Source organism: Cardinium endosymbiont cBtQ1 of Bemisia tabaci (assembly GCF_000689375.1).
In the GTDB taxonomy this organism is placed as follows: domain Bacteria; phylum Bacteroidota; class Bacteroidia; order Cytophagales; family Amoebophilaceae; genus Cardinium.
In genome coordinates, this window is sequence record NZ_CBQZ010000005.1 from 1 (window position 1) to 23,821 (window position 23,821).

Consider the following 23,821-nt stretch of genomic DNA (forward strand, 5'->3'; position numbering starts at 1 on the left):
AGCATAGTCTTTATCCGTTTTTTGATAAACCTGTGGTCTTGCTCGACTCTATTATTCAGGTATTTGTTTTGAAATATTGGAATTTTATGATCTTGATCTAGTTCTGTATTTAAAGCATCAAGCGCAGCCTTATTACTACCGCTTTTATCAACTACCACTTTAGAAGGAATATTATTACAGCTGATAGCCTTACGAAAAAAATAAAGAGCTGCAGACTTGTCTCTACTTTCACTTAGAAAAAAGTCAACTGTATCTCCATAACGATCTACTGATACTATATAAATAGATCCACTTACCATTCATCTTTACGTAAGTTTCATCCATTCTCCAACTACTACTAACTGGGCGTTTTCGTCTTCTTACTTCTTGATCTATGAGGGGAACAAACTTAATAACCCATCTTTGTAAAGTGGAATGATCAATCTTTGCGCCTCTGATATGCATCATCTCTTCCAGATCTCTATAGCTTAACGAAAAACGACATTTCATGTACACAAATAAAAGAATTAACTCCGGGGATGAACAAAATCCTTTAAAATATGGCAATAATCGAGGCGTAATACTAAACATCTAAACTAAAGTTTTAAACTAAAAATCTAAATTTAAGGCTTTCTTTACACACATGCGACAGAACCATATTAATTGCTTTTCATGTAATTGGCTTTAGAAATTTTAAGTTGTATTATATTCATTTACAACAATTTCATTCTAATGACTTTTGCAAGTTAGTAAGCTATAGTAGATTTATATCCCTAGTTCAAAGAACAGTAGTTCCATTTTACTTTTTTCTTCAAAGTACTTTCTTAAAACGAAGAACAGGCTGTTATTTTATGGATTCAACCGCTATAAAGGTTTGTAATATAAAAAGAGCTTATGCTCATAAAGTATTTAAGACAATTGCTAGTAAAGGTAAAACTACTACTGGATGGTTTTACGGAATCAAATTAAACTTGATTGTCAATGATTTAGGAGAAATTATGAATTTTTCTCTTACTACAGGTAAGTCCAATGATAGATGGCCAGTAGAAAACTTATGTAAAAATTTGATCGGAAAAGTATTTGCTGATAAAGGCTACTTGAGTAAAGAATTATTTGAAAAACTTATGGGAAAAGGCATAGAACTGATTACTCAAATCAGAAAAAATATGAAAAATGCTTTCATGCCTATCTGGGATAGGCTAATGCTTCGAAAGAGATCTATCATTGAAACCATTATCGATCAGCTTAAAAATATTAGTCAGATAGAACACTCCAGGCATAGAAGTATACCTAATTTTATTGTCAATTTAATAGCTGGTATTACAGCTTATTCACTAAAAGAGAAAAAACCGGCTATAGATAATATATATACAACTGGTTTACAATAAGTCTAATCCGAAACTCACGTTATACGGAAATAAAATTCTTATTTTTCTGTCCTAATTTTTCAGGCCACTACATCCCTTTGACAAATGCGCACGTATGGGCAATAGCCACATATTTCAAGATCTTGTGTTTGTACAAAGGGTATAGCAGGATTAAAAATTTCTAACAGTAATGCCTTTAATGCCTCTTCAAATGGCTGTGCATATTCCATAATGTCTTTTATCTGTTGATACTTTTTACCATTATCCGATTGTTGAATGAATATGCCAGGTTTATAATCAGCTAAAAAAAGAGACCGAATATGAATCAAATAAGGCATAACCTGGTCCAGACCATGGGCTCCATATAGTGATTTAAAAAGCCAAGCATATAAAAAAGTTTGAAACATAGCTTTATTTTTTTTAACCTGAGTAGGATCAAATAAACTAGCTATACTGGATACTTTATAATTGGATAGACCTGTCTTATAGTCTATAATACGAATTAAGTGGTTTGAGCTATCTATACGATCTATCACACCGCTTAACCAAACTTCACGCACTATATCTAGGTTCAACAGGATGGGTTGCTTAATGGCTACCTCAACGCCCAAAATGGTGAATGGGGCATCAGAACCATCTAAGTCCACCATACGCGCTAATAGTTTTTCTAGTAGTGTATGGAGTAACATAGGCGCACTTAGTTCAGTCCGTTGCGCAGCTATAGCTTCTTTTAGCTTTACTTTTATATTTGACGCCAGTTGCATGACCATTTCTTTATCCATCTCTACACCTATAAAAGGTTGGTAGAACTGTGCCATAACACGATGAAACAATGTACCCAACTGTACCGCCTCTGCGCCATGTTTGGGCCATACCTGTTGCTTTAATTGCAGCAAATAGATAAAATAAAATTGAAGTGGACAAGATAAATAAGCAATTAGTGCAGAAGGTGTTAAACTAGAGGCAGCAGCTGATGATTCTTTGACCAAAAATCTATTTAATAACTGCATTACTCCATCATCTTTTTGAATAGATATAACAGGAATTGATTTAGTAGGTGAATAGATGCAATGATCAGACTGTATAATTTTTAACTTACTATCAAAGGTCAATTGCATTAACAGTCGATTCATTTCACTAGAAGTATCTAAACTATTTTTTTGGACATAGTTACAATAGATATTCTGGGCACGTTGCAATAATCTATAAAATCCATAAGCTGTGCTGTTTTCTGCTACTTTATCTAAAAATGGCAGTCCAAGGGTATAACGCAAGTCATACGGTATAAAAGAATCATGATGCATCGGTTTAGGAAATGCTCCTTCGTTCATATTCAGAAAAAAAATATGTTCAAAATCTAGGTTATAGGATGCAGAAACTTCTACAATATAGAGTCCTGTTATAGGATGATTTTGATGAAAGCACATTTTATTTTCTTTTACACGATTTAATAAAAAAGCAACAGAACAGCTATCCATTTCTGCTGCTAGGCCATCAATATATTTCAGTAGATGACGTAGTGCCATTTTATTCAGGGCTAAGAAAAGCCCATCTGGCTCTACAAAATAGTGATCTATATAAGCTAACCCTTCTTTAAGGTAGGATAAAAGGTCTTTATGGGTTTTGTTCAACCATATATCAGAGGCTTCCGATTGATAAGATCGATCATTTGAAAGGGCATGGCCTATAGCCCGCCCCGATTGCGTCATGTCTTTCACAAATGGATCACATAACGCCAAAAGGTTAGCTATATAGATTTCCAGCTGATTCCCTTCCATAGTAGCTTCCCAAAGCTTTACCAATTGCACTAATAAAGTATATATAACCGTAGCGCTAAATGGGTACTCCAATTTGCAATGTAAGGGAATAGATAACTTAGAGAGCTGGTCTAACAAAGGTATAAGTAAATCGCTACCACTTACTACTATGGCAGTTTGGGTGGCTGGAAATTTGGGTAGCCCCTTATTCGTTTTTTCTTGTAAAGCTGCCACTACTGCTTGTACCTGTGCGACCATACTAGAAGCTTCTATAAGCCAAACTTTTTTACCAGGATCATTCAAATAAGTAGGAGTTGGAAAACTTTTCTGAAACCATTTTTTTGCTCTATGCTGGCGCAGATAATGGCCCGCTATATTATTTGGATGGTCTAAATAATGGGCGTCAACATCCCAGAAAAAAGTGGTAGAAGCGATTGCCTTACATTGCTGAATAAAGTGCTCTTCAACAGCTGTTAAGAGATTAAAGCCAATAAAGATGAGCTCCTGATAAGTAGCGATTAGCTTCGGTAATGGTTGTGCCATTCTATAACATAAACCTTCATAGCCTTCTTGCTTTTCTATTAAACTTTCCCTAAAGGATTCATACAATAAGGGAAATTGCTGGCCAACAAGCAGTTCCTCTTTTTCTTGCAATTGTGATAAAGTCCTAGCCTTTTGAAGAGATCCCAATAGATTCTGGTCTACAAAAGTATCAACGGTCTTTTTTTTTTGCTGGATAAAGGATGCACACAAGCCACTATCATTTAAAAAGTGGGTATCTATACCATTAAAATCTTGTAAAAGGGTAAGCCCCCAACCATAAAATTGCTCAAAAGATTCTTTCCTATCTAAAACCTGTTCGGCTAATCTATATAACCTACTGAGCAAGGTTAAAGTAGGTAATGGCTTGATGCTACTATGCATCATTATGAACTGATGCAAGGTTAAACAAGTAACACTTTTTTGTTCCTCTTTTTTATTGAGTAGAGATTGAAAATAATCAATAGATAATTGCGTAGGAAATATCAAAAGTGATTGCTGATTTCTATTGGACCGATCCAAATGGTCGATGATTTGTGCTAAAAAAGGTTGATGGGTTAGGGTCTTCATAGATTTTGTCTGGTCTACAATTGATTTTTATTAGTTCTTCCTCTTACCTAAAGTTTTAGATAGTATACTGGGTTAAAAGTTTATTAGCATTTGTATGGTTCCATTTGGATCTGTCGCATCTACATTGAATTTTTCCTAGTTCTCCGGTTTGTCTTAAAAATTGGATATTATGCGGCCATAATCTTGGCAAAGTTTTCAAAAGTAGAATTCTGTTTTTTAGTTCCGATTAATTGTCCTTTTTGAATGATTCTAATATTTTCTATCCCTTTTATAGTAATGGCAGCAGCATGGAAATTCTTAAACCCTAGCATAGTCTTTATCCGTTTTTTGATAAACCTGTGGTCTTGCTCGACTCTATTATTCAGGTATTTGTTTTGAAATATTGGAATTTTATGATCTTGATCTAGTTCTGTATTTAAAGCATCAAGCGCAGCCTTATTACTACCGCTTTTATCAACTACCACTTTAGAAGGAATATTATTACAGCTGATAGCCTTACGAAAAAAATAAAGAGCTGCAGACTTGTCTCTACTTTCACTTAGAAAAAAGTCAACTGTATCTCCAGGTTCTGTCGCATTTGTCGCATCTGTTAAGATTTAGGTTAAAAACTTTATTTTTCACCCTAAATTATTTTCTGAAAAATATTACTTTTTATACTGAAAATCAATTATATAGATTTCCATTAAAAATTAATATAAAAAATATATTTTGAAAATCTTTTGACATATTTTACAAACGCGACAGAACCTTTATTTTTCTGTTTTTTTTGGGAGGGATAACAGGAACAATACCTTTTTCTCTAGCATATTTAATGATTTTATCGGTATCATAGGCGCGGTCTGCTAACAAATGCTTTGGAGTTATCCCTTCAATAAGATATGTAGATTGGCTACAATCAGCTCTGGTACCTTCTGTGATAATAGCTCTGACCGGCATACCAGACGCATCCACGGCCAAATGTAGCTTCGTATTAAGCCCCCTTTTGTTCGACTCATAAATTGGTTTCCTCCTTTCGCACCCGTTCCATGCATATGTACTTTTATATAAGTAGAATCAATCATAAGCCATTTAAAATCAGGATTATTAATTAGTCTCTCTAAGATCCTTTCCCATATACCATTATCTCTCCAGCGAGAAAATCTACGATGGGTGTTTTTCCAATCCCCATAGCTAGATGGAAGATCACGCCAAGGAGATCCTGTACGTAAAATCCAAAATACTGCATTAATAAACAGCCTATTATCTTTGGCAACAGCTCCCCAACCTCCTTGTTGACCTGGAAGTAGAGGTGATAAAATAGACCATACTTTGTCTGAAATATCATGACGGTGAATCCATTTAGACATCTTAGGAATATAATTGATCTTATTAATCTAAAAAATATAATAAACGTGAGTTTCGGTATTAGACTTATTGTAAACCAAGTTGTATATATATTATCTATAGCCGGTTTTTTCTCTTTTAGTTGAATAAGCTGTAATACCAGCTATTAAATTGACAATAAAATTAGGTATACTTCTATGCCTGGAGTGTTCTATCTGACTAATATTTTTAAGCTGATCGATAATGGTTTCAATGATAGATCTCTTTCGAAGCATTAGCCTATCCCAGATAGGCATGAAAGCATTTTTCATATTTTTTCTGATTTGAGTAATCAGTTCTATGCCTTTTCCCATAAGTTTTTCAAATAATTCTTTACTCAAGTAGCCTTTATCAGCAAATACTTTTCCGATCAAATTTTTACATAAGTTTTCTACTGGCCATCTATCATTGGACTTACCTGTAGTAAGAGAAAAATTCATAATTTCTCCTAAATCATTGACAATTTAAGTTTAATTTGATTCCGTAAAACCATCCAGTAGTAGTTTTACCTTTACTAGCAATTGTCTTAAATACTTTATGAGCATAAGCTCTTTTTATATTACAAACCTTTATAGCGGTTGAATCCATAAAATAACAGCCTGTTCTCGTTTTAAGAAAGACTTTGAAGAAAAAAAGTAAAATGGAACTACTGTTCTTTGAACTAGGGATATAAATCTACTATAGCTTACTAACTTGCAAAAGTCATTAGAATGAAATTGTTGTAAATGAATATAATACAACTTAAAATTTCTAAAGCCAATTACATGAAAAGCAATTAATATTGTCATTATTTCGCTCAAAGTCAGTGAACATGTTCTAGTAGGTTTTCTATCTGAAGTAGGTAACAAATGTGATTCCATATAAGGCATAAATTTTATAAGAAATTCATCAACAGCGTAATATATTTCAACTAATTTTGATACATTCATATCCGGCTCCTTTGGTTTTTATGATTATTTTTCAATCCCACAAATTTAAAACACAAAGGAGCTTTTTATACTCTTTTCTTAATTTCTAATCCAAAACTGACGTTAATAGCCCAATATATAGGCCTATTTTACTGTTTATCTTTTTCATAAAAATGATATTAAAATATTAAAAACTTATCACGAGTAATCGTATAGCCCAAGCAGGATTATAATAATAGCACAAAGGCTTATTTAGCCCTATTGTCTCTTCTGCTTCAAGCAACTGTAATGATCAAAGGCAATTAAATGATACTGCAGTATCTCCTTTTTTCCTTTGATTTATAACAATAATAAAAAATACATACTATTGCAAACAAATTGTACTAAAAAATACAATAACGGTTAAATATATAGTGGCTGTAAAATCAAATCTTGATTTATACGAATAAAGCATCGCCTACTTGTTCCTTGTTTACGACTCATCTGAATAGATGTTTCGTTACGTTTCAGGTAAACTTTCTTCTATTCTAAGGTTATTAATAATAAAATCCCGCCGCTCTGGCGTATTTTTGCCCATATAAAAAGCCAATATATTTTTTAAGGCACTATGGGGCGCCAACGTAACAGGAATCAGTCGAATGGCTGCACCTATAAAATGGGCAAATTCATCAGGAGATATTTCGCCTAGTCCTTTAAAACGGGTAATTTCAGGTTGTGCACCTAGTGACTGTATGGCTACCTCTTTTTCTTGTTCATTGTAACAATAATGGGTGTTTTTTTTATTGCGTACTCTAAAAAGAGGTGTTTCTAATATATAGAGATGTCCACTATATACAAGTTCTGGAAAAAACTGTAAAAAATAGGTTAATATCAGCAAACGAATATGCATGCCATCTACATCTGCATCTGTAGCAACAATAATTCTATTATAACGCAATCCATCGGGTCCATTGGCAATATTTAAAGCATGTTGCAATAGATTGAATTCTTCATTTTCATAAACTAATTTTTTAGATTGCCCAAAGCAGTTTAAGGGCTTACCCCGCAATGAAAATACAGCTTGTGTGGCAACGTTACGAGATTTAGTAATAGAACCACTTGCAGAATTGCCTTCTGTAATGAAAATGGTACTATCGAGGCGATTGGGATGGCTAGAGTTAAAATGGATATGACAATCTCTTAATTTTTTATTATGTAAGTTGGCTTTTTTCGTTTTTTCATGGACTAGTTTTTTAATACCAGCTATTGCTTTACGTTCACGTTCAGATTGCAGAATACGTTTTTGGAGTATTTCGGCTATCGGTGGATTTTTGTGCAAAAAGTCATCTAATGCATTTTTGATAAAAGCAATTATAAAACTACGAATCGTTGGTCCTTCAGGACCCATCTGTTGTGAACCAAGTTTTGTTTTGGTTTGGGATTCAAAAATAGGCTCTTGGACTTTAATGGCAAGTGCAGCTATTAATCCTCCACGGATGTCTGCTCCTTCAAATTCTTTTTTGTAAAAGGTTCGTACGGTTTGTACAATTGCTTCTTTTAAAGCATTCAAATGGGCACCTCCTTGAGCAGTAAATTGCCCATTAACAAAAGTATAGTAGACCTCGTTGGCAACAGTATGGTGATGTGTGAATGCTAGTTCAATATCTTGTTTTTTTAAATGGATAATCGGGTAAAGATAGTTTTCTGCAGCTGTTTTGGCTTGTAATAAATCCAAAAGTCCATTTCGAGCTTGGTATTTTTTACCATTCAGGTAAAGGATAAGCCCAGTATTTAAAAAACTGTAATGGGCTATTTGTTCTTCTATAAATTGGGGTACAAAAGAAAATTGTTTAAAAATGGCATTATCTGGCTGGAATACCACATGGGTACCATTTGGCTCCTGAGTGGAGCGGATTTCTGATTCTTCTAAGAGCAAGCCAGCAGAAAAAGTGGCTGATTTGGTTAATCCATCTCGAAAAGATTGTACTTTGCAATAGGCAGAAAGCGCATTCACTGCTTTTATACCCACACCATTTAAACCTACAGCTTTTTGAAAAGCTTGGGTGTCATATTTACCGCCTGTATTGATTTTAAAAATGCAATCTACTAATTTCCCCAATGGAATGCCTCTTCCAAAGTCTCGAATAGAAACATGTTGACTGTCAGATATTTTTATTTCAATTTTTTTCCCATAGCCCATTACGAATTCATCTACGCTGTTATCTATTACTTCTTTGAGTAGTAGGTAGATACCATCATCTGGTAGACTACCGTCTCCCAATTTACCAATATACATACCAGGGCGTAACCGAAGGTGTTCTTGCCAAGATAGGGAGCGGATATTGGCTTCTGTATAATTAAGCGTCGACATAGGTAACAAGTAGATAGAAAAATTGAACTATATCTATGTTTTCAATGGACCATCTAGCGCAAGATACTGTATCGTTGCGATTAAGTCTTTGGTTGTTTTAGTGAAAAGGGTAAAGTTTATGGTTGCGATGTTGTCTGTTGCTTGATGATAATGGGGATTTCTAAAATCCGCTGTATCTGTAATCATAAAAGCAGGAAAGCCTTCTAAGGAAAATGAGCCATGGTCTGATCGGTAAACATTTGGTATCCATCCAGGTAAAGCAATAGCATGCATAGCACCTGCATCTATTTGGTTATAACAGGAAAGCCACTTCTTTTGAAATGGCTGAGACGATAGGTCTCCCAGCATCATTAGAAAATTACCCCGATCTCCGTAAAGATATTTTAACCAGCTCAAATACCAAGGATACCTTTGGCTGTTGGGTTCGCTAGAAAAATACCCTATACTTTCAAGGGATATCATACCGGTAATCACTTCACTTTTTTCTTTCGCCTGTTTGGCATATTGGACACTCCCCATATTGTATCCAAAGTGTTTACCTGTTTGATCATCTGCACTATAAGGCCATTCTTCATTTGGGAATGCGACTAATTTTATGGTACGCTTAATCGTTGTTTTATCCTCTAGTTGCATACATAAATCATACAGGTGTCTTGCTATTTCTATTAAGGCAGCAATACCAGAGCCATTGTCATCTGCACCTGGACTGAAACAAACTGTATCGTAGTGCGCTCCAATTACAATAGATTCAGTATGGGTGCTATTTTTAATAGCCATACCATTCGACATAGGTATACTACCTGGAATAACTACTTCTATATTTTGCACATCAAATTTTTGGCCCCTATAGGTGGCGCTATAGGTAATTATATTGGTTTGATAGCCAATCTCTTTAAAGGCATTATCAATGTATTGTGCTGATTGACAGAGCTTTTGTTAATATGCTGGGTCGGAAATGTTTCGGGGACCAATTGTTTGTGATAAATAGGTTACATGCTTTTTTAAGTTTTGTTTTAGAATTTCATCTGATTGTGTCGTTATATGCGTTGTTGTTGGACCTATATGTATAGGTATAGGGGCAGATGGTCTACCAGCAGTTTTTAGGATACCCAAGGTAGTGTCGCTACAGCCAATAAATAATGTGGCAATATAAAGTTGATGTATGCCATATATCTTAGAGATAGTCATAAAAATTTCTCGTGGATTCTATTGCGTAAATAAATAGGGGGCCTATTGAGTGGAAAATCGATAAATGGCTTTTTAGCAAAGGCCTGGAAAATTTTTTAATAAAAGTATTGACTCAAAAGAATAGATTCAATATAAAATAATATTATCTTTTTTACTAAAAATTGTCGCTTGCCATATGGCCCAATAAAAATAGAAAAACGACCAAGTGCAATTATCGAGCTGAAAGATAGTGGTTACACAACACCACCCATGGTCCGTTGTTGTTGCTGGAAAAAGGTTAAAGCTTCTAGCAAATCCTCTTTTTTGAAGTCTGGCCAATATAAATTGGTAAAATATATTTCTGAATAAGCGCATTGCCAAGGCAGAAAATTGCTTATCCGTTTTTTACCACCTGTACGTATCAGTAAGTCAATATCAGGCAAGTGGCCTGTATTCAAATATTGCTGATAGGTAGCTGGGGTAATTTTAGCGCGATGGTTCTTTGCAAATTTTATAAAATTCTCAAAACGAGAATTTTTATTAAACCCTTTATGTAAAAATTGGTCCACTATCTTAATCAAAAAATCATTTGCTATAGCTTCAGAAGCAGCTACCATTTCTGCTTTCCCTCCATAGTTAATGGCAACGGTCAAATGTAGCCTAGTATTATCTTTTGTAAGGTCTATTACCTCTTTTAATCTATTCCAGCAAAAACTAGGTATCCCTGCTGTATCCCCCACTACACGGAATTTAACATTATATTCCGTAAAAAGGTTGATGTGTTCAGCAATGCCTTCCGTAATCGTTCGAAAAATATTATCTACCTCTGGCGTAGGTCGGCTCCAATTTTCAGTAGAAAAAGCATAAAGGGTTAAATAGGTGATCCCGTGCTCTAAACATCCAGTTATTGCTTCAATGACCGCTTTTTTTGAATTTTTATGTCCATAAGATCTGTCGCCTATTGCTTTTATTCCCCACCTGCCATTACCATCCATGATAATGGCAATATGCTTTGGATTTTTGGCTAAGATAGGTATTAGATCATACTTATTGGAGGAAACAGTATATCCAGGTAGGAGTGTAAATAGCAATACCCAGTTTATAAAAAACTTTCTAAATAGAATTGCTACAGTAAGGGGGAATCTTTTTTTTTTGTCTGCCATAGCAGGAAACAGGCTATACATCTGATATAAGAATCTTTTTAGCTTAAATGAAGATCGTTCCACACCGTTCAGAACGAAGTATAGAAAAACTTACAAAAACTATAGGTGTAGAGAAGACTCAAGTTTAAGTAAAAATATCATACGATCAAAACGATATTGGGTTTGCGTTCCCTATATATATGAGCCATTGGTTAACAGCCCTATTTAGCTGGACCGTACCTAGATGGCTCCATTGAAATATGTTTGATAATATTTTGGATTAATGTAGAACGATCATTATTCTGTTGATTGACCTGAATATAGGGACATAGTTTCAGTTCGAGCGTTTGTTCATAAGCTTCTTTAATGGCTTCAAAGCGCTTTTGAGACATTTTGTCAAACACGTCTTGGTTGGTTCTGACCTGGTTGCGCAATTGGAAAGTATCAAAGTCAATATCACAGTATATACATAGATCTGGCATTAAACCAGAAAAAATACGATGTGTAGTTAAAAAGGGGGCCCAATAATCTGGTTGATGGGTTAATTGATAGGCTATAGTAGAAAAAATAAATCGATCAAAGATCAATACATCTACTTCCCCTACCAGTGCTTCTTTATAAATCAGTTCATGGCGTGCTGCCAAGAATAGAAAAAATTCTGTAATAGGATGGGCATCTTCATTTTTAATCGTTAAGATAGTCTCCCAAATCAATTGCGCATTTTTACTCCCTTTGGGATCATGCAGCAACTTTACATGATAAGATTGATTGATTAAACTAGCTTGTATTTGATGTGCCAAAGTCGTTTTTCCAGCAAAATCTACCCCTTCAATAACTAAGGTAAATATCCTACGTTGTCTACGGGTGATCGGATTTTTCATATACTTTATGATTAAGGGTAAAGAATGAATGGTATCTCGTAAAAATACAAATAAATCTACCCATTCATTATGAAGTTAAATTTCTTTAAAATTAAGTATATTGCAGCGCTACCATTCAGTTATACAGTAGTGCTGGAATAATTTTATACATGATGAGCACTATTCAAGATTTTCTTTCCTGCTCTGATCCAAATGTACGCAATGTATTATTGGGCACCATTTTGCTGAGTACCAGTAGCGCTATGATTGGCGTATTGGCACTTCTAAAAAGAAAGACATTGATCAGTGATGCCATTGCACATGCGGTACTCCCTGGTAGCTGTTTGGCTTTTTTGCTAACTGGAAACAAACACTCTATTTGGCTTATTATAAGTGCTTTTATCACAGGTTGGTTGGCCTCTATAGCCATCGACCAAATCACTAACCATTCAAAAATAAAGCTAGATGCGGCCATTGCTATTGTAGCTTCTATAGCTTTTGGATTGGGTAGTTTTTTGTTATCTATGCTTCAACATAGTGGTCAAGCTGGCCAAGGTGGGTTAAAGTCTTTTTTGTTAGGCAGTGCTGCTACGCTACTACAAGAAGATGTAGTTGCATTGCTCTGGTTGAGTTGTATCATTATTATAGTTTTAATTTTGTTCTTCAAAGAATTTATGCTTATTGCCTTCGACCGTCTTTTTGCACAGTCCATAGGTCTTCCTATTAAAAAAATAAATTTTTTGTTTACCAGTTTAATGGTACTGGCTATTGTAGTTGGCATCAGAGCAGTAGGGGTAGTATTAATGAGTGCGATGCTTATTACGCCAGCTACTACTGCACGGTTCTGGACAAGAAAGATTTCTTATATCATGCTGTTTGCTATGTTGATGGCGGTCTTTGCTTCCTTAGCAGGAACTTTTATTTCCTATACCATTCCTTTTATGCCTACTGGGCCTTGGATTGTACTCATTATGTCAGTTATAGCTTATTTTTCTTTTCTTATTGCTTGGTGTGGCCGTATTTTCAAAAAAAACAGATAAATATATCATAATATGATGCAGCTTACCCTGCCTTCATTTGATTATAAAACTAAGCAAGTTTTAAATAAAACCTATATTTTAGATCTGGTTCGTAAAAAGTATGTATTGCTGACCCCAGAAGAATGGGTCCGTCAGCATATGTTGCATTACTTGATTCACTACCGCTCCTATCCTAAAGGGTTGTGCTGCTTAGAAAAAAGAATATATAACGGTATGAGGTATTATAGGCCTGATATTATGCTATGTGATAAATCTGGTGTTACTAAAATGGTGGTAGAATGCAAAGCGCCCTATATCAAACTAACCCATAAAACTTTAGGCCAAATGATGCAATACAATCGACAGCTCATGGTAAATTATTTAGTAGTAACAAATGGAATTACCCATTTTTGTTGGCAGTGGGAACAAGATTTAGGCTGTTTTCAAGCAATAAACTATATTCCAATCTATCAAACATGCGCAATGGCTAGATGACCTGCTTATTAACAAAATCTATGACAACGGTCTTATACAACTGATTTACAATAATCCTAATCCAGAATTGACCCTTTTAGACTGCTGAATAGATTTTGCTGGATTGCCAAGTAAGACATCACCCTTTTTTACATTTCCTAATACAACTGATCCAGCACCAATACTGGCTCCCTTTTGAATGGTAACACCTGAAATAATCGTAACGCCCATGCCAATAAAAACTTCTTCTTCCAAAGTGACCTGGTTACCTATAATACTCCCAGCGCCTATCTCTACCCAATCATGAATATGGGTTTCTGATTCAATGATCACCCCATTGTGTAGTATACAGTGGTTGCCTATGGTTACCCCTGAAGCCAAACAAACTTGTGCACCTATGTAATTGCCCTGCCCTAGTTGAATGGCATCAGCCGTAATCACAGATGGATGAATAGCAGAGATTGGGATGGAGTCTTGTTGTGTGCTTAAAAAGTTTAAACACGCTTTTCTTTTTTTCATAGGGCGATAGGCGATAAAATAAGGACATGCCTCATTGAGTAACCCAAGAAAAGCTGGATCATTTGTACCACCTAACACAGGAATATTTTGTATCGTTCTATGATGCCATTTGGTTTCATCTTCTAGAATGCCATAGACCATTAAATTATTTTTTTGAAAAATATCTAAGGATCCTTTTGTAAGATCACATATGCCAAAAACAATGATTCCTTTCATGTATATACTTTAACATTAATGAGTACGTTTTAAACTATTCAGAAAAATAGCAATGACGCATTTATAAAACAAAAGTTTTAGGTTGTATAACTTTATTACTAACTTTTAGCATTACATTTTTTCTGGTAATTCAATGGTTAAAAGTGCCATGCTCTTTTTGAGCACCTTGCCTACACAAAAAGAAAGCAATAGTCGAATCGCTTTGGCATTAGCGTTAGATTCCCGCAATATTAGATGACTTGCATAAAATTTGTTGTACGTTTTTGCTAGCTCTAAGGCGTAATGGGCTATTATAGAAGGCATATAGGCTACTGCAGCTTCCTCTATCGTTTCTGGTAACCTATACAATTGGAAAATAAGAGTCTGTTCTAATGGGCTAAGCGAACCGCTTGTTGATTCATCCAGTGGAACCTTTGGAACAAATTGTGCTTTTCGGGTTAGTGAACAAATTCTAGCATAGGTATACTGAATAAATGTACCAGTATCACCTTGTAGATCAATAGATTCATTAGGGTTAAATAACATCTTTTTTTGAGGAGAAACCCGTAGTAAGAAGAATTTTAACGCACCTATTGCCAAAGTATGGTGCAATTTCTGTAGCCCTTCCTCGGAACATTTGGTAACTTTATCAGCAGTCTTCATATAGTCCCCAACTGTATCAATCATTTCTTGTATAAGGTTGTCCGCATCTACTACGTTTCCCTCTCTAGATTTCATTTTACCGTCTGGTAGATCGACCATCCCGTAGGGAAAATGGTGCATAGAAGATGCATAAGGCCTGCCCAATTCGGTCATAATGGCAAATAAGACTTTAAAATGATAAGCTTGCTCATTGCCGACCACATAAATCATTTGATCAAAATGATAATCTGCATAACGCAAATCAGCTATCCCTAGATCTTGCGTAATATAGACAGCTGTTCCATCCTTGCGCAACAAAACCTTTTCTCCTAGGCCTTGTTTGGATAGGTCAACTGCAATGGCTCCATCTTCTCTTTTGTAAAATATTTTTTGATCTAGACCCTCTTCTATAATGGTTTTACCTAGTAAATAAGCCTCAGATTCATAATAAATTTTATCAAACGTGATACCCAATTCAGCATAAGTTGCGTTGAATCCGTCGTAAACCCAGCCATTCATTTTTTTCCATAGCGCCACCACATCAGGATTGCCTTTTTCCCATTCCACCAACATATTTTGTGCCCGTTGCAAAATAGGGGGTACCGTTGCATCTTCCCCATTTTTTTCCATAAGGGCCCGTTCTGCTTTATATACTTGGTCAAATTTTACATAATACTTTCCTACCAAATGGTCTCCCTTTATGCCAGTATTTTCTGGTGTTTCATCTCCGCCAAATTGCTGGTAAGCCACCATAGATTTACAGATATGGATGCCACGGTCATTAATCAGGTTCACTTTATGGATGGTATATCCAGCCGCATCTAATATAGCGGCCAAAGAGCTGCCTAAAAAATTATTACGCAAATGACCCAGATGTTGCGGTTTATTGGTATTGGGAGATGAAAATTCTACCACTATATGGCGCATCCGTCTGGCCAAATGGCCATAAGTTGAATCTGCTGCAATAGCAGTTAAAATAGACAGCCAAATGGCATCATGCAGCACAAGGTTTAAAAACCCACTGATCACATTATAACTGGCTATTAGATTGGTATGGGTTTGTAGCCATTGGCCTATTTGAGTAGCCAATTCAACAGGTGGTACATTACATCTTTTAGCAAAAGAAAATACAGGCAATGAAAAAGTACCTTGAAATTCTTTTCTGGTAACCTGTAAGCTACACGCTTCTTCCGATAAGGGGAGATCATAAATGGCTAAAAATGCTTGCTGTATAGCTTGTCTAAGTTTAGGTACCAGCTTTATGGAATCTCCTTCAAAAGGCATAGGATAAAATTTATCTGATTTTGCGTAAAATTAAAAATTTATAACGTGGGTTCTGAATTTATCAGAATAATTTATATAAAATGTTCTTTATACTATAGTAGACTGATTTTTAAGACAAATTTTTAGGAATTTTATTTCCTTCTTTTCCCATTTGCTAATCATCTAAAGTAGTGATTTATTTGTATGATTTACACTAGCTTAGTATTATTTACATTTATTTAACAAGCATTTTGTCTTCCTTTATTAGAGTATTATAATTTTTGGTTTAAAAATTCAGTGCATATATTTTCTATTACCCCAAGATTATTGCCCTATTTTAAAAGATTAATACATGTGTCATGATTGTTTTTTTTAGCTAGATCAACAGGCGTTTGACCAAAAATATTTTTTATGTTGGCTGTAACTCTTTCATCTTGTATTAACGCTTTACAGACTTCTACATGACCATTTTGTGTGCAATATGTAGTGGAGCCCAACCATCTTCACATGGTAAATTCACCTGAATATTTTTAGTAGCTAGTAATTCCTTTACCACTTCTACATGACCTTCTTGTGCTGCCATATGTAGTGGAATCTTATCATCTTTATCTTTTAAATTCAGCTGAATATCCTTAGTGGCTAGTAATTCTTTTACCACTTCTACATGACCTTCACAGGCTGCCACATGTAGTGGAGTCAACCCATCTTTGTCTTTCGAATTTACATCAACCTCAGGATTATTGAGTAAAGCTTCTACTGCTTGTACATCACCATTTTTAACTACTACATGTAGCATAACATTCCTTTCTACTGGTGATAAATCTGAATCAGCATAACCATAGATCGGAAGTAAAAAAAATAAAAGAACGCTATATAGTAGTAAGGATATGTTATAAGCGTTAATATACGCCATATGTTTTTTATACATTTATACAAAAATATTTAATATAGTGGGACGATAGTTTACATAAACAATAAGTTATAGAAGTCAAGATTTAATCTTAGCGTCAGTACAAATTATAGTTTATAGTTGTTTAAGTTTAGTGTAATTTCAAATTTTTCCTTAGATATATGCAATATGGTTATGTTTTCAAAATACTAACTTTTTACTAGCTTGCCAAGTTTGTATAGGTGTTTTACTATAACAATTGCAATAGACTTTTAATTATGTGGCCCATGGGGCAAAACCTAAGAGGTACTATTTAAGGCAGATTCTAATAGCTTACTGGCCAGTGGTGCGTTGGCTTTTCCTTGACTATTTTTCATAATTTCCCCCATAAACATGGCCAGTAGCCCTGACTTTCCATTTTTGTAAGCTACTACTTTTTCTGGGTGAGCTGCCAATACTTCTGCAATAAGTGCTTTTAAGTTGGCCTCATCATTATCCTGTATCAGATCTAATTGCTCTGCAACAGCCATAGGGGTTATATCTGGCTGTTGCAATAATAAGGGAAAGATTTGATTGGCCGCAACCGAAAAATGGACCATGCCACTTTCTACCAATGTGATGAGTGCAACAAAACGGTCAACAGTAAGGGGCAATTCTTCCAATGGAAGAGACTGCTCATTAAGATAACCTTTTACAGGCCCCAGTAACCAATTGGCTGCAGCCGTATAGTAGGTAGTATGTTGACATAGTTCATCAAAGAATATGGCAAACGCTTTATGCTCCGTAAGTACGGAAGCAGCATACTCGGAAAGACCATATACCTCTATAAATTTTATAAAATAAGCTCTTGGCAACAAAGGCATCGTCTTGCGAATGCTTTCTATCCATTCTTTTGAAACCCATATAGGAGGTATGTCTGGTTCTGGAAAATAACGATACTCACTGGCTGTTTCTTTGGCACGCAAGCTAATCGTCTCACCTGAATCAACTTGAAAGTTTCGCGTCTCTGCTATCACGGGTTCACCCTTTTCCAACAGGGCTATTTGGCGTTCTATTTCATGGGCTATGGCAAGCTGAACATTACGCATAGAATTCATATTTTTAACCTCTACTCTAACGCCCAGTTGTTTAGATCCTTTGCGGGCTACTGAAATATTGGCATCACAACGCAAAGAAGCTTCTTCCATATTGCCATCACAGATATCTAAATAACGGACCAATTTTCGAATTTCATATAAAAAGTGATAGGCTTCTTCTCCTGTTGTAATGGCTGGAGCGGTTACCAATTCTAATAAAGGGGTCCCTGCTCGATTATAGTCCAATAAAGTAACCTCTTCCACTACACCATGTATAGATTTACCAGTGTCTTCTTCTAGGTGCATGCGTATAAGTGGAATGGCTTTCTCTACTCCTTCATTGGTATAAATGGTTACAAAGCCACCTTGGCAAATCGGCGTAGTATCTTGTGTAATTTGAAACCCCTTGGGTAAATCTGGATAGAAATAGCTTTTTCTAGCAAAGAAATTTAAATCTGTAATCGTTGAACCACAGGCCAACCCTAATTTTATCGCGTAGTCAAATGCTTTTTTATTTACTCTAGGCAACGTACCAGGACAGGCCAAAGTAACAGGGCTAAGGTTGGTATTAGGAAGCGCACCATATTCAGCTCTATCTGAGGAAAACATTTTGCTATGGGTGAGCAATTGAATATGGATTTCTAGTCCAATCACTACTTGATATGAATCTTTTATAGTTGCATGCATAAGTTTATTATATGGTTTGCTAGCTGTATGGCTACCTGGATCTATCAGTTATTTTGCTTATAAAACATAGGGAGCATTTATCCCTAACAACAGCATGATTTTTTACGAATGCTATTTTTTATTGTCTCACTTTGGGAGAAAAACCCCGCACTTGCAGTGCGTCGTTTCAACATATTTGGCAATTAAAGGTTCAATTTTATAAAAAAGTAATCTGTTTGTAAAAAATTCTAGTACTTTTACAGATCAACTGATCAAGGATTATGTTGATAGACATGGATAAATAGAAGATCAACTTGGAGACTTTCAAGTCGAAAACTAGCTGTGGCCAAGGCATTCATGCCGTAATCTTAAGCCCTGTATTTGCAATGCAGGGTGAGTTAACTGCTTAACATAAGGGGTATGATCGATCAGTAGATGGTATAAGTTATTCATAACGTTTTAATTCAAATTTTTCTCCAAGATAAAGCCTCCGAACTTGTTCATCTTCTGCCAATTCTTCTGCAGTGCCCGCTTTAAGCAATGCGCCAGCAAACATTAAGTAAGCTCTATTCGTAATGGAAAGCGTTTCATCTACGTTATGGTCTGTAATCAACACCCCAATATTATTATGCTTAAGCTGGGCGATAAGTAGCTGAATTTCTTCTACAGCAATAGGGTCTACACCTGCAAAAGGCTCATCCAGTAAGACAAATTTGGGGTCAGTGGCCAATGCTCTAGCTATTTCTGTACGGCGCCGTTCCCCTCCAGAGAGTACATTACCTTTACTTTTCCGTATATGCGTAATGCTAAACTCTTCCAATAAACCTTCTAATTTTTCTTTCCGTTCCTGTTTAGAAAGACTACGCATTTCCAATATAGCCATGATATTTTCCTCTACCGTTAATGCTCTAAAGACAGAGGCCTCCTGGGGTAAATAACTAATACCTTTTTGAGCACGTTTGTATAAGGGTAAGGGGGTAATACATGTTTCATCCAAATAAATATTACCACTGTTGGGTTTTATAAGACCAACCGTCATATAGAAAGTAGTGGTTTTCCCTGCTCCATTGGGCCCCAGTAAACCTACCACTTCACCAGACTCAACGGTCAGTGAGATTCCTTTTACTACTTTACGTCCTTTATATGCTTTAATCAGTGAATCTGCACGAAGTTGCATAAAATTTTTTGTATTAAATGAGGGTATACCCTTTGCGCTTAGGTTCCCCTATCGCACTACCCTTATAGAGATTAAAAATACGAGGGGCTTAAACGGAACCATAAAAAGTAAGGGCAAGATCGCATTATTTGCTACGATGATGGCGTAAAAACGGACCGACCTGCACATTTGCTCATCACGATAAATTTATAAGAAAATATTCATTTTATTACTATCTACCTGTTTCGACTGGAGTAGTTCATGGGGAATGAGGCTAAAAAAGCATATATTTGACCCAAAATCTAAAAGAAATTTTTTGTTCAGTAGGGTCTTCTCTACCTTTGTAGTTTAGTCCATACATATAACCATCCATACTGCATTGCAATTTTCGGTAACACATGAAGATCAGTATTCCAAAGCTAGAGCAGGGCTGATCACGACTAGTAAAGGCACCATTCGTACACCTATCTTTATGCCAGTAGGTACGATAGGATCGGTAAAATCCATTCCACAGGACGTACTACGTGACCAGATCAATGCGGATATCATCTTAGGCAATACCTATCACCTCTATCTACGTCCAGGTACTAAAGTATTGGATAAAGCAGGAGGACTCCATTCCTTTATGGGATGGCATCGACCAATATTAACCGATAGTGGAGGCTATCAAGTCTACTCTTTAGCAGACCGTCGTCAGCTGAGAGAAGCAGGGGTTACCTTTCGTTCCCATATAGATGGATCTAGCCATTTATTCACACCAGAACTTGTAGTAGATATTCAAAGAAGTATTGGTTCTGATATCATGATGGTACTGGATGAATGCACCCCTTATCCTTGTAGTTACCACTACGCAAAGGCTTCTATGGAACGTACCCATCGCTGGCTCAAAAGGGGTATAAACTATTTTGATGCTACCTTAACGGATCAGCATGCCCATCAAGCACTTTTTCCAATTGTGCAAGGTAGTATCTATAAGGACTTACGGATTCAATCGGCTGAAACCATAGCTGCAGCAGACAGGCCTGGTAATGCCATAGGAGGCGTATGCCATCCTGACGGTCAACTGTATGAAATTACAGAGCTAGTTTGTTCTATTTTACCTAGGTCCAAGCCGCGCTATTTAATGGGGGTTGGTACACCCTTGGATCTTTTAGAGTGTATTGCCCTAGGTGTAGATATGTTTGACTGTGTAATGCCCACGCGCAATGGACGGAATGGTATGCTATTTACCACACAGGGTATTGTAAACATTAAAAATAAAAAATGGGCATATGACTTTAGCCCTATAGATGGCGCATTAGGTGGGCCAGTTAGTGGCTATTATTCAAAAGCCTACCTACGCCACTTGATCACTTCTAAAGAATTATTGGGTGCGCAATTGGCCAGCGTCCATAATTTAAATTTTTATCTATGGCTGGTCCGTCAAGCTAGAGAGCAGATTCAGCAGGATAGCTTTGTTGCATGGAAAAACCATATGGTTAAAACCATTATGGAAAAAATCTAATCAAAATGAAGCTACTAGATCGGTACATTTTTAAAAAGTTTTTTTCTGCTTTTTGGGTGATTCTTACCATCTTTATTTTAGTTTTTATCGTTATCCATCTAGTGGATAATATAAGCAATTTTAAAAAGCATCACCTTACTTTTCAGCAGGTATTCAATTACTACTGTGTATTGGCGCTTTATTTAGTCAATCTTGTAGCCCCTCTGATTGTTTTTACTACTACTATATGGTGTACGACTAGGCTGGTAAAACGATCAGAAATTATTGCACTATTAAGTGGTGGGATTAGTTTGCATCGCATCATAAGACCTTATATAATCATTGCCTGTTTGCTTACTGGAGCCAATTTTTACCTCACAGGTTGGTTATTGGCCAATGTGAATAAAGCACGTGTTCGGTTTGAAACAGAATACCTCGACATGGGCATGGGTAGTTTGGCTGAGTCAGACTATATACAGCTTAAGGTAGGCCCTAATCAATACCTACACATCGGCAAGTACTATGGTTACAGTAATACCGGATATGATATTAGCTTAGACACTTTTAAAAATAATATCCTGATAGAACGGCTATGTGCTGAAAAAATGGAATGGAATGGAAAAGATCAAACATGGATTGTACGATCTTGGCAAAAACGTATTTTTTTTCCAAGACATGAAGAGGTTATAACAGGAGACAACCTAACCATTTCTTTAGCAGTAGATCCAGAAGATTTTTCCATTAACCCCAACTTAAAAGACGGCTTAACCCTTCCTGAATTGGCAAAACACATTCAAAAATTGATCTACAAGGGCCATGCAAGTGTACGTTTTTTCATAGCCGAGCAACATATTCGCTGTATGACACCCTTTGCTATTCTTATTCTTATTGTGTTGGGTTTTTTAGTAGCATTACATAAGCCCAGAGGGGGGGTAGGAAGGCGTATTACATTGGGCGTCATACTGGGTTGTTTTTATATAGTCCTGTTTTTATCTGCTAAAATTGTAGCCGAGACACAAAGTCAACACCCACTGTTGGACATATGGTTGCCCAATATTGTTTTTTCTGTTTTATGTATCATTTTTTACCGACTGGTATCCAAGTAAATACGTAACTACTCTTGTTCAGTCTATCCCTGGTGCAACATACCCACCATGCGATATAGATCAAATTCTGTTTGTTTTACCTTAAAAGCCTGTTCTATTAAATCAATTTCTATTTTTTGCGTATCTTCTTCTGCTTCATGAAGTTCAAGTAGTTTTGACCGATTCAAACGATATTTTTCTCTTACAAAAGTCAATTTTTGTTTACTTATTTTCAGTTGTGCTTCTACTACTTTGTATGCACCTAAAGCATGGTGGTACTGCCACTTTTTATCTTCTAGACCACCTTCTATAGCTAATTTTTTTTGTGTTAAGGCAAATTTTGCATTATGCAATGCAATCTTTGCTTTTTTAACGGTTGCAGGCAGTAATAATAAGGTAGCTATATCAATACTAATGCCAATACCCACAGTGCATTGGCTAGGCTTACCCTCTTCAGACCTTTTATCTTTTAAATCATATGAGTAGCCAGTTGAGCGAAAATTATTGAACAGATTGAAACAAGCAAGTGGATAGGCTTTGGCCCTACTTAAATTGGTAGCGGCTATGGCTACTTTTTTTGCTTGTATGGCAGTGTCTAAATCAACGGCTTTTTCTTTCCCAACAGCCTTTATATCCCATATAGGTTGAATGGGAATATTGGATTGCACGCATGTTGCTTCATTAAGCGGCTTACCAACCATTATGTTGAAGCTTCTGCGCTTTTCTTTCAACACTTCTTGCCGCTCTAATAAGGTTAATTTTACCTTTTTAAGCGCTAGTTGCGCATCCAAACAATCTATTTGGGAAATAAGTCCCACCCGCAACTTTTCTTGCTCTGTTTTCAATCTAGTTGTTGCTAGCTTCATCAGATTATTCGATAATGCCCACTTTTTTTGTGCCAAGGCCAATGCATAATAGCGACAAACGACTTCCTGTAATTCGTTTTCCACTGCTTTTTTTGCCACTAGTTTGCAAACAGCATTATTTTGACCAGCTATTCTAGCTTGAAAAATTTTATCAAACAGTGATGTAAGTCGCCATTCTAAGGTAAAAACAGGTATAGATTGAATTTGATATATGGAAGCTTTCGATTTCCAGGTGTTTACTTGGTCAATCTTTACAGTTACCTGAGGTGCCCATAAACGAAAATGGTCTATCTTAGTGGAAAGGATGGCTTGCTTTTTTGTATTTTCAGCTATCTGAATGTTCAAATTATTTTTTAAGGCCATATCTATGGCTGCTTCTAAACTTATTGGCTGGTCTTTTGCTTGTGCAACATCATAGATCAAAAGTGGAATGGTGCACATCATACTAAATCGTATAATCAATTTTTGAATCATCGACATGTTTAG

General features: G+C 35.9%; 16 protein-coding genes and 5 pseudogenes. 5 read left to right on the forward strand and 16 right to left on the reverse strand.

Going from position 1 to position 23,821, the window contains the following annotated elements; translation table 11 throughout:
• Positions 1–570 (reverse strand): annotated as a pseudogene (locus tag CHV_RS05390) (IS6-like element ISCca2 family transposase); the annotation flags it as partial.
• A gap of 62 nt (positions 571–632) precedes the next feature.
• Here CHV_RS05390 and CHV_RS03795 point away from each other — a divergent pair.
• Positions 633–1,367, forward strand: a pseudogene (locus tag CHV_RS03795) (IS982 family transposase); the annotation flags it as partial.
• A gap of 59 nt (positions 1,368–1,426) precedes the next feature.
• Here the strand turns inward: CHV_RS03795 and CHV_RS03800 are convergent.
• The 9 genes and pseudogenes from CHV_RS03800 to tmk all read right to left on the reverse strand — a co-directional run bounded on the left by CHV_RS03800 (position 1,427) and on the right by tmk (position 12,023).
• Positions 1,427–4,213, reverse strand: coding sequence for a PD-(D/E)XK nuclease family protein (locus tag CHV_RS03800; protein WP_034577479.1), 2,787 nt, complete (start codon positions 4,211–4,213; stop codon positions 1,427–1,429).
• 167 nt (positions 4,214–4,380) lie between these two features.
• Positions 4,381–4,776 (reverse strand): annotated as a pseudogene (locus CHV_RS03805) (IS6-like element ISCca2 family transposase); the annotation flags it as partial.
• A gap of 190 nt (positions 4,777–4,966) precedes the next feature.
• Positions 4,967–5,559: pseudogene (locus CHV_RS05650) on the reverse strand (IS5 family transposase); the annotation flags it as partial.
• 77 nt (positions 5,560–5,636) lie between these two features.
• Positions 5,637–6,504: pseudogene (locus tag CHV_RS05405) on the reverse strand (IS982-like element ISCca4 family transposase); the annotation flags it as partial.
• Positions 6,505–6,982: 478 nt separating this feature from the next.
• Positions 6,983–8,833, reverse strand: coding sequence for a DNA topoisomerase IV subunit B (locus CHV_RS03820; RefSeq protein ID WP_034577482.1), 1,851 nt, complete (start codon positions 8,831–8,833; stop codon positions 6,983–6,985).
• A gap of 33 nt (positions 8,834–8,866) precedes the next feature.
• A complete protein-coding gene (locus CHV_RS03825; protein WP_084303111.1) occupies positions 8,867–9,661 on the reverse strand; it encodes a M28 family peptidase in 795 nt (264 codons plus the stop codon).
• A 108-nt stretch (positions 9,662–9,769) separates the two neighbouring features.
• Positions 9,770–10,021, reverse strand: coding sequence for a hypothetical protein (locus tag CHV_RS03830; protein WP_034577484.1), 252 nt, complete (start codon positions 10,019–10,021; stop codon positions 9,770–9,772).
• A gap of 233 nt (positions 10,022–10,254) precedes the next feature.
• Positions 10,255–11,163 (reverse strand): polyprenyl diphosphate synthase, encoded by a 909-nt coding sequence (gene uppS / locus CHV_RS03835; protein WP_051602234.1) that lies wholly within the window; start codon positions 11,161–11,163, stop codon positions 10,255–10,257.
• A gap of 200 nt (positions 11,164–11,363) precedes the next feature.
• Complete coding sequence (gene tmk / locus CHV_RS03840; RefSeq protein WP_034577485.1) at positions 11,364–12,023, reverse strand: dTMP kinase; 660 nt, start codon at positions 12,021–12,023, stop codon at positions 11,364–11,366.
• A 149-nt stretch (positions 12,024–12,172) separates the two neighbouring features.
• Between tmk and CHV_RS03845 the strand changes: the two genes are divergently transcribed.
• Both CHV_RS03845 and CHV_RS03850 read left to right on the forward strand, forming a co-directional pair.
• Positions 12,173–13,042 carry a metal ABC transporter permease gene (locus CHV_RS03845; protein ID WP_051602235.1) on the forward strand — a complete coding sequence of 290 codons (870 nt, stop codon included), beginning with the start codon at positions 12,173–12,175 and terminating at the stop codon, positions 13,040–13,042.
• A gap of 12 nt (positions 13,043–13,054) precedes the next feature.
• On the forward strand, positions 13,055–13,516 hold the full coding sequence (locus CHV_RS03850) for a type I restriction enzyme HsdR N-terminal domain-containing protein (RefSeq protein WP_034577486.1): 462 nt from the start codon (positions 13,055–13,057) through the stop codon (positions 13,514–13,516).
• A 45-nt stretch (positions 13,517–13,561) separates the two neighbouring features.
• Here the strand turns inward: CHV_RS03850 and CHV_RS03855 are convergent, their stop codons facing one another.
• From CHV_RS03855 to lptB, 5 genes are all read right to left on the reverse strand, one after another.
• Complete coding sequence (locus CHV_RS03855) at positions 13,562–14,230, reverse strand: DapH/DapD/GlmU-related protein (protein ID WP_051602236.1); 669 nt, start codon at positions 14,228–14,230, stop codon at positions 13,562–13,564.
• Between the two features lie 111 nt (positions 14,231–14,341).
• Positions 14,342–16,135 (reverse strand): arginine--tRNA ligase, encoded by a 1,794-nt coding sequence (gene argS / locus CHV_RS03860; RefSeq protein WP_051602237.1) that lies wholly within the window; start codon positions 16,133–16,135, stop codon positions 14,342–14,344.
• 436 nt (positions 16,136–16,571) lie between these two features.
• Positions 16,572–17,027, reverse strand: coding sequence for an ankyrin repeat domain-containing protein (locus CHV_RS03865; protein WP_165393843.1), 456 nt, complete (start codon positions 17,025–17,027; stop codon positions 16,572–16,574).
• Between the two features lie 275 nt (positions 17,028–17,302).
• Positions 17,303–18,766 carry an Asp-tRNA(Asn)/Glu-tRNA(Gln) amidotransferase subunit GatB gene (gene gatB / locus CHV_RS03870; RefSeq protein ID WP_034577489.1) on the reverse strand — a complete coding sequence of 488 codons (1,464 nt, stop codon included), beginning with the start codon at positions 18,764–18,766 and terminating at the stop codon, positions 17,303–17,305.
• Between the two features lie 424 nt (positions 18,767–19,190).
• Positions 19,191–19,922: an LPS export ABC transporter ATP-binding protein gene (gene lptB / locus CHV_RS03875; RefSeq protein WP_034577491.1), complete on the reverse strand. Its 732-nt coding sequence runs from the start codon at positions 19,920–19,922 to the stop codon at positions 19,191–19,193.
• A gap of 358 nt (positions 19,923–20,280) precedes the next feature.
• Between lptB and tgt the strand changes: the two genes are divergently transcribed.
• Both tgt and CHV_RS03885 read left to right on the forward strand, forming a co-directional pair.
• Complete coding sequence (tgt, locus tag CHV_RS03880) at positions 20,281–21,405, forward strand: tRNA guanosine(34) transglycosylase Tgt (protein ID WP_034577493.1); 1,125 nt, start codon at positions 20,281–20,283, stop codon at positions 21,403–21,405.
• Positions 21,406–21,410: 5 nt separating this feature from the next.
• A complete protein-coding gene (locus CHV_RS03885) occupies positions 21,411–22,490 on the forward strand; it encodes an LptF/LptG family permease (protein WP_034577495.1) in 1,080 nt (359 codons plus the stop codon).
• A gap of 23 nt (positions 22,491–22,513) precedes the next feature.
• On the opposite strand, the gene CHV_RS03890 is transcribed toward CHV_RS03885, so the two are convergent.
• The gene (locus tag CHV_RS03890; protein ID WP_034577496.1) at positions 22,514–23,809 is read right to left on the reverse strand and encodes a TolC family protein; all 1,296 of its coding nucleotides are present in this window, start codon (positions 23,807–23,809) and stop codon (positions 22,514–22,516) included.
• Between the last annotated feature and the right edge of the window lie 12 nt (positions 23,810–23,821).

Excerpts from the sequence above, each read along its gene's own strand:
- CHV_RS03800 (WP_034577479.1), bottom strand. The coding sequence starts at position 4,213 with ATGAAGACCCTAACCCATCAACCTTTTTTAGCACAAATCATCGACCAT.
- CHV_RS03820 (WP_034577482.1), bottom strand. The coding sequence starts at position 8,833 with ATGTCGACGCTTAATTATACAGAAGCCAATATCCGCTCCCTATCTTGG.
- CHV_RS03830 (WP_034577484.1), bottom strand. The coding sequence starts at position 10,021 with ATGACTATCTCTAAGATATATGGCATACATCAACTTTATATTGCCACA.
- uppS (WP_051602234.1), bottom strand. The coding sequence starts at position 11,163 with ATGGCAGACAAAAAAAAAAGATTCCCCCTTACTGTAGCAATTCTATTT.
- tmk (WP_034577485.1), bottom strand. The coding sequence starts at position 12,023 with ATGAAAAATCCGATCACCCGTAGACAACGTAGGATATTTACCTTAGTT.
- CHV_RS03845 (WP_051602235.1), top strand. The coding sequence starts at position 12,173 with ATGATGAGCACTATTCAAGATTTTCTTTCCTGCTCTGATCCAAATGTA.
- CHV_RS03850 (WP_034577486.1), top strand. The coding sequence starts at position 13,055 with ATGATGCAGCTTACCCTGCCTTCATTTGATTATAAAACTAAGCAAGTT.
- CHV_RS03855 (WP_051602236.1), bottom strand. The coding sequence starts at position 14,230 with ATGAAAGGAATCATTGTTTTTGGCATATGTGATCTTACAAAAGGATCC.
- argS (WP_051602237.1), bottom strand. The coding sequence starts at position 16,135 with ATGCCTTTTGAAGGAGATTCCATAAAGCTGGTACCTAAACTTAGACAA.
- CHV_RS03865 (WP_165393843.1), bottom strand. The coding sequence starts at position 17,027 with ATGGCGTATATTAACGCTTATAACATATCCTTACTACTATATAGCGTT.
- gatB (WP_034577489.1), bottom strand. The coding sequence starts at position 18,766 with ATGCATGCAACTATAAAAGATTCATATCAAGTAGTGATTGGACTAGAA.
- lptB (WP_034577491.1), bottom strand. The coding sequence starts at position 19,922 with ATGCAACTTCGTGCAGATTCACTGATTAAAGCATATAAAGGACGTAAA.
- CHV_RS03885 (WP_034577495.1), top strand. The coding sequence starts at position 21,411 with ATGAAGCTACTAGATCGGTACATTTTTAAAAAGTTTTTTTCTGCTTTT.
- CHV_RS03890 (WP_034577496.1), bottom strand. The coding sequence starts at position 23,809 with ATGATTCAAAAATTGATTATACGATTTAGTATGATGTGCACCATTCCA.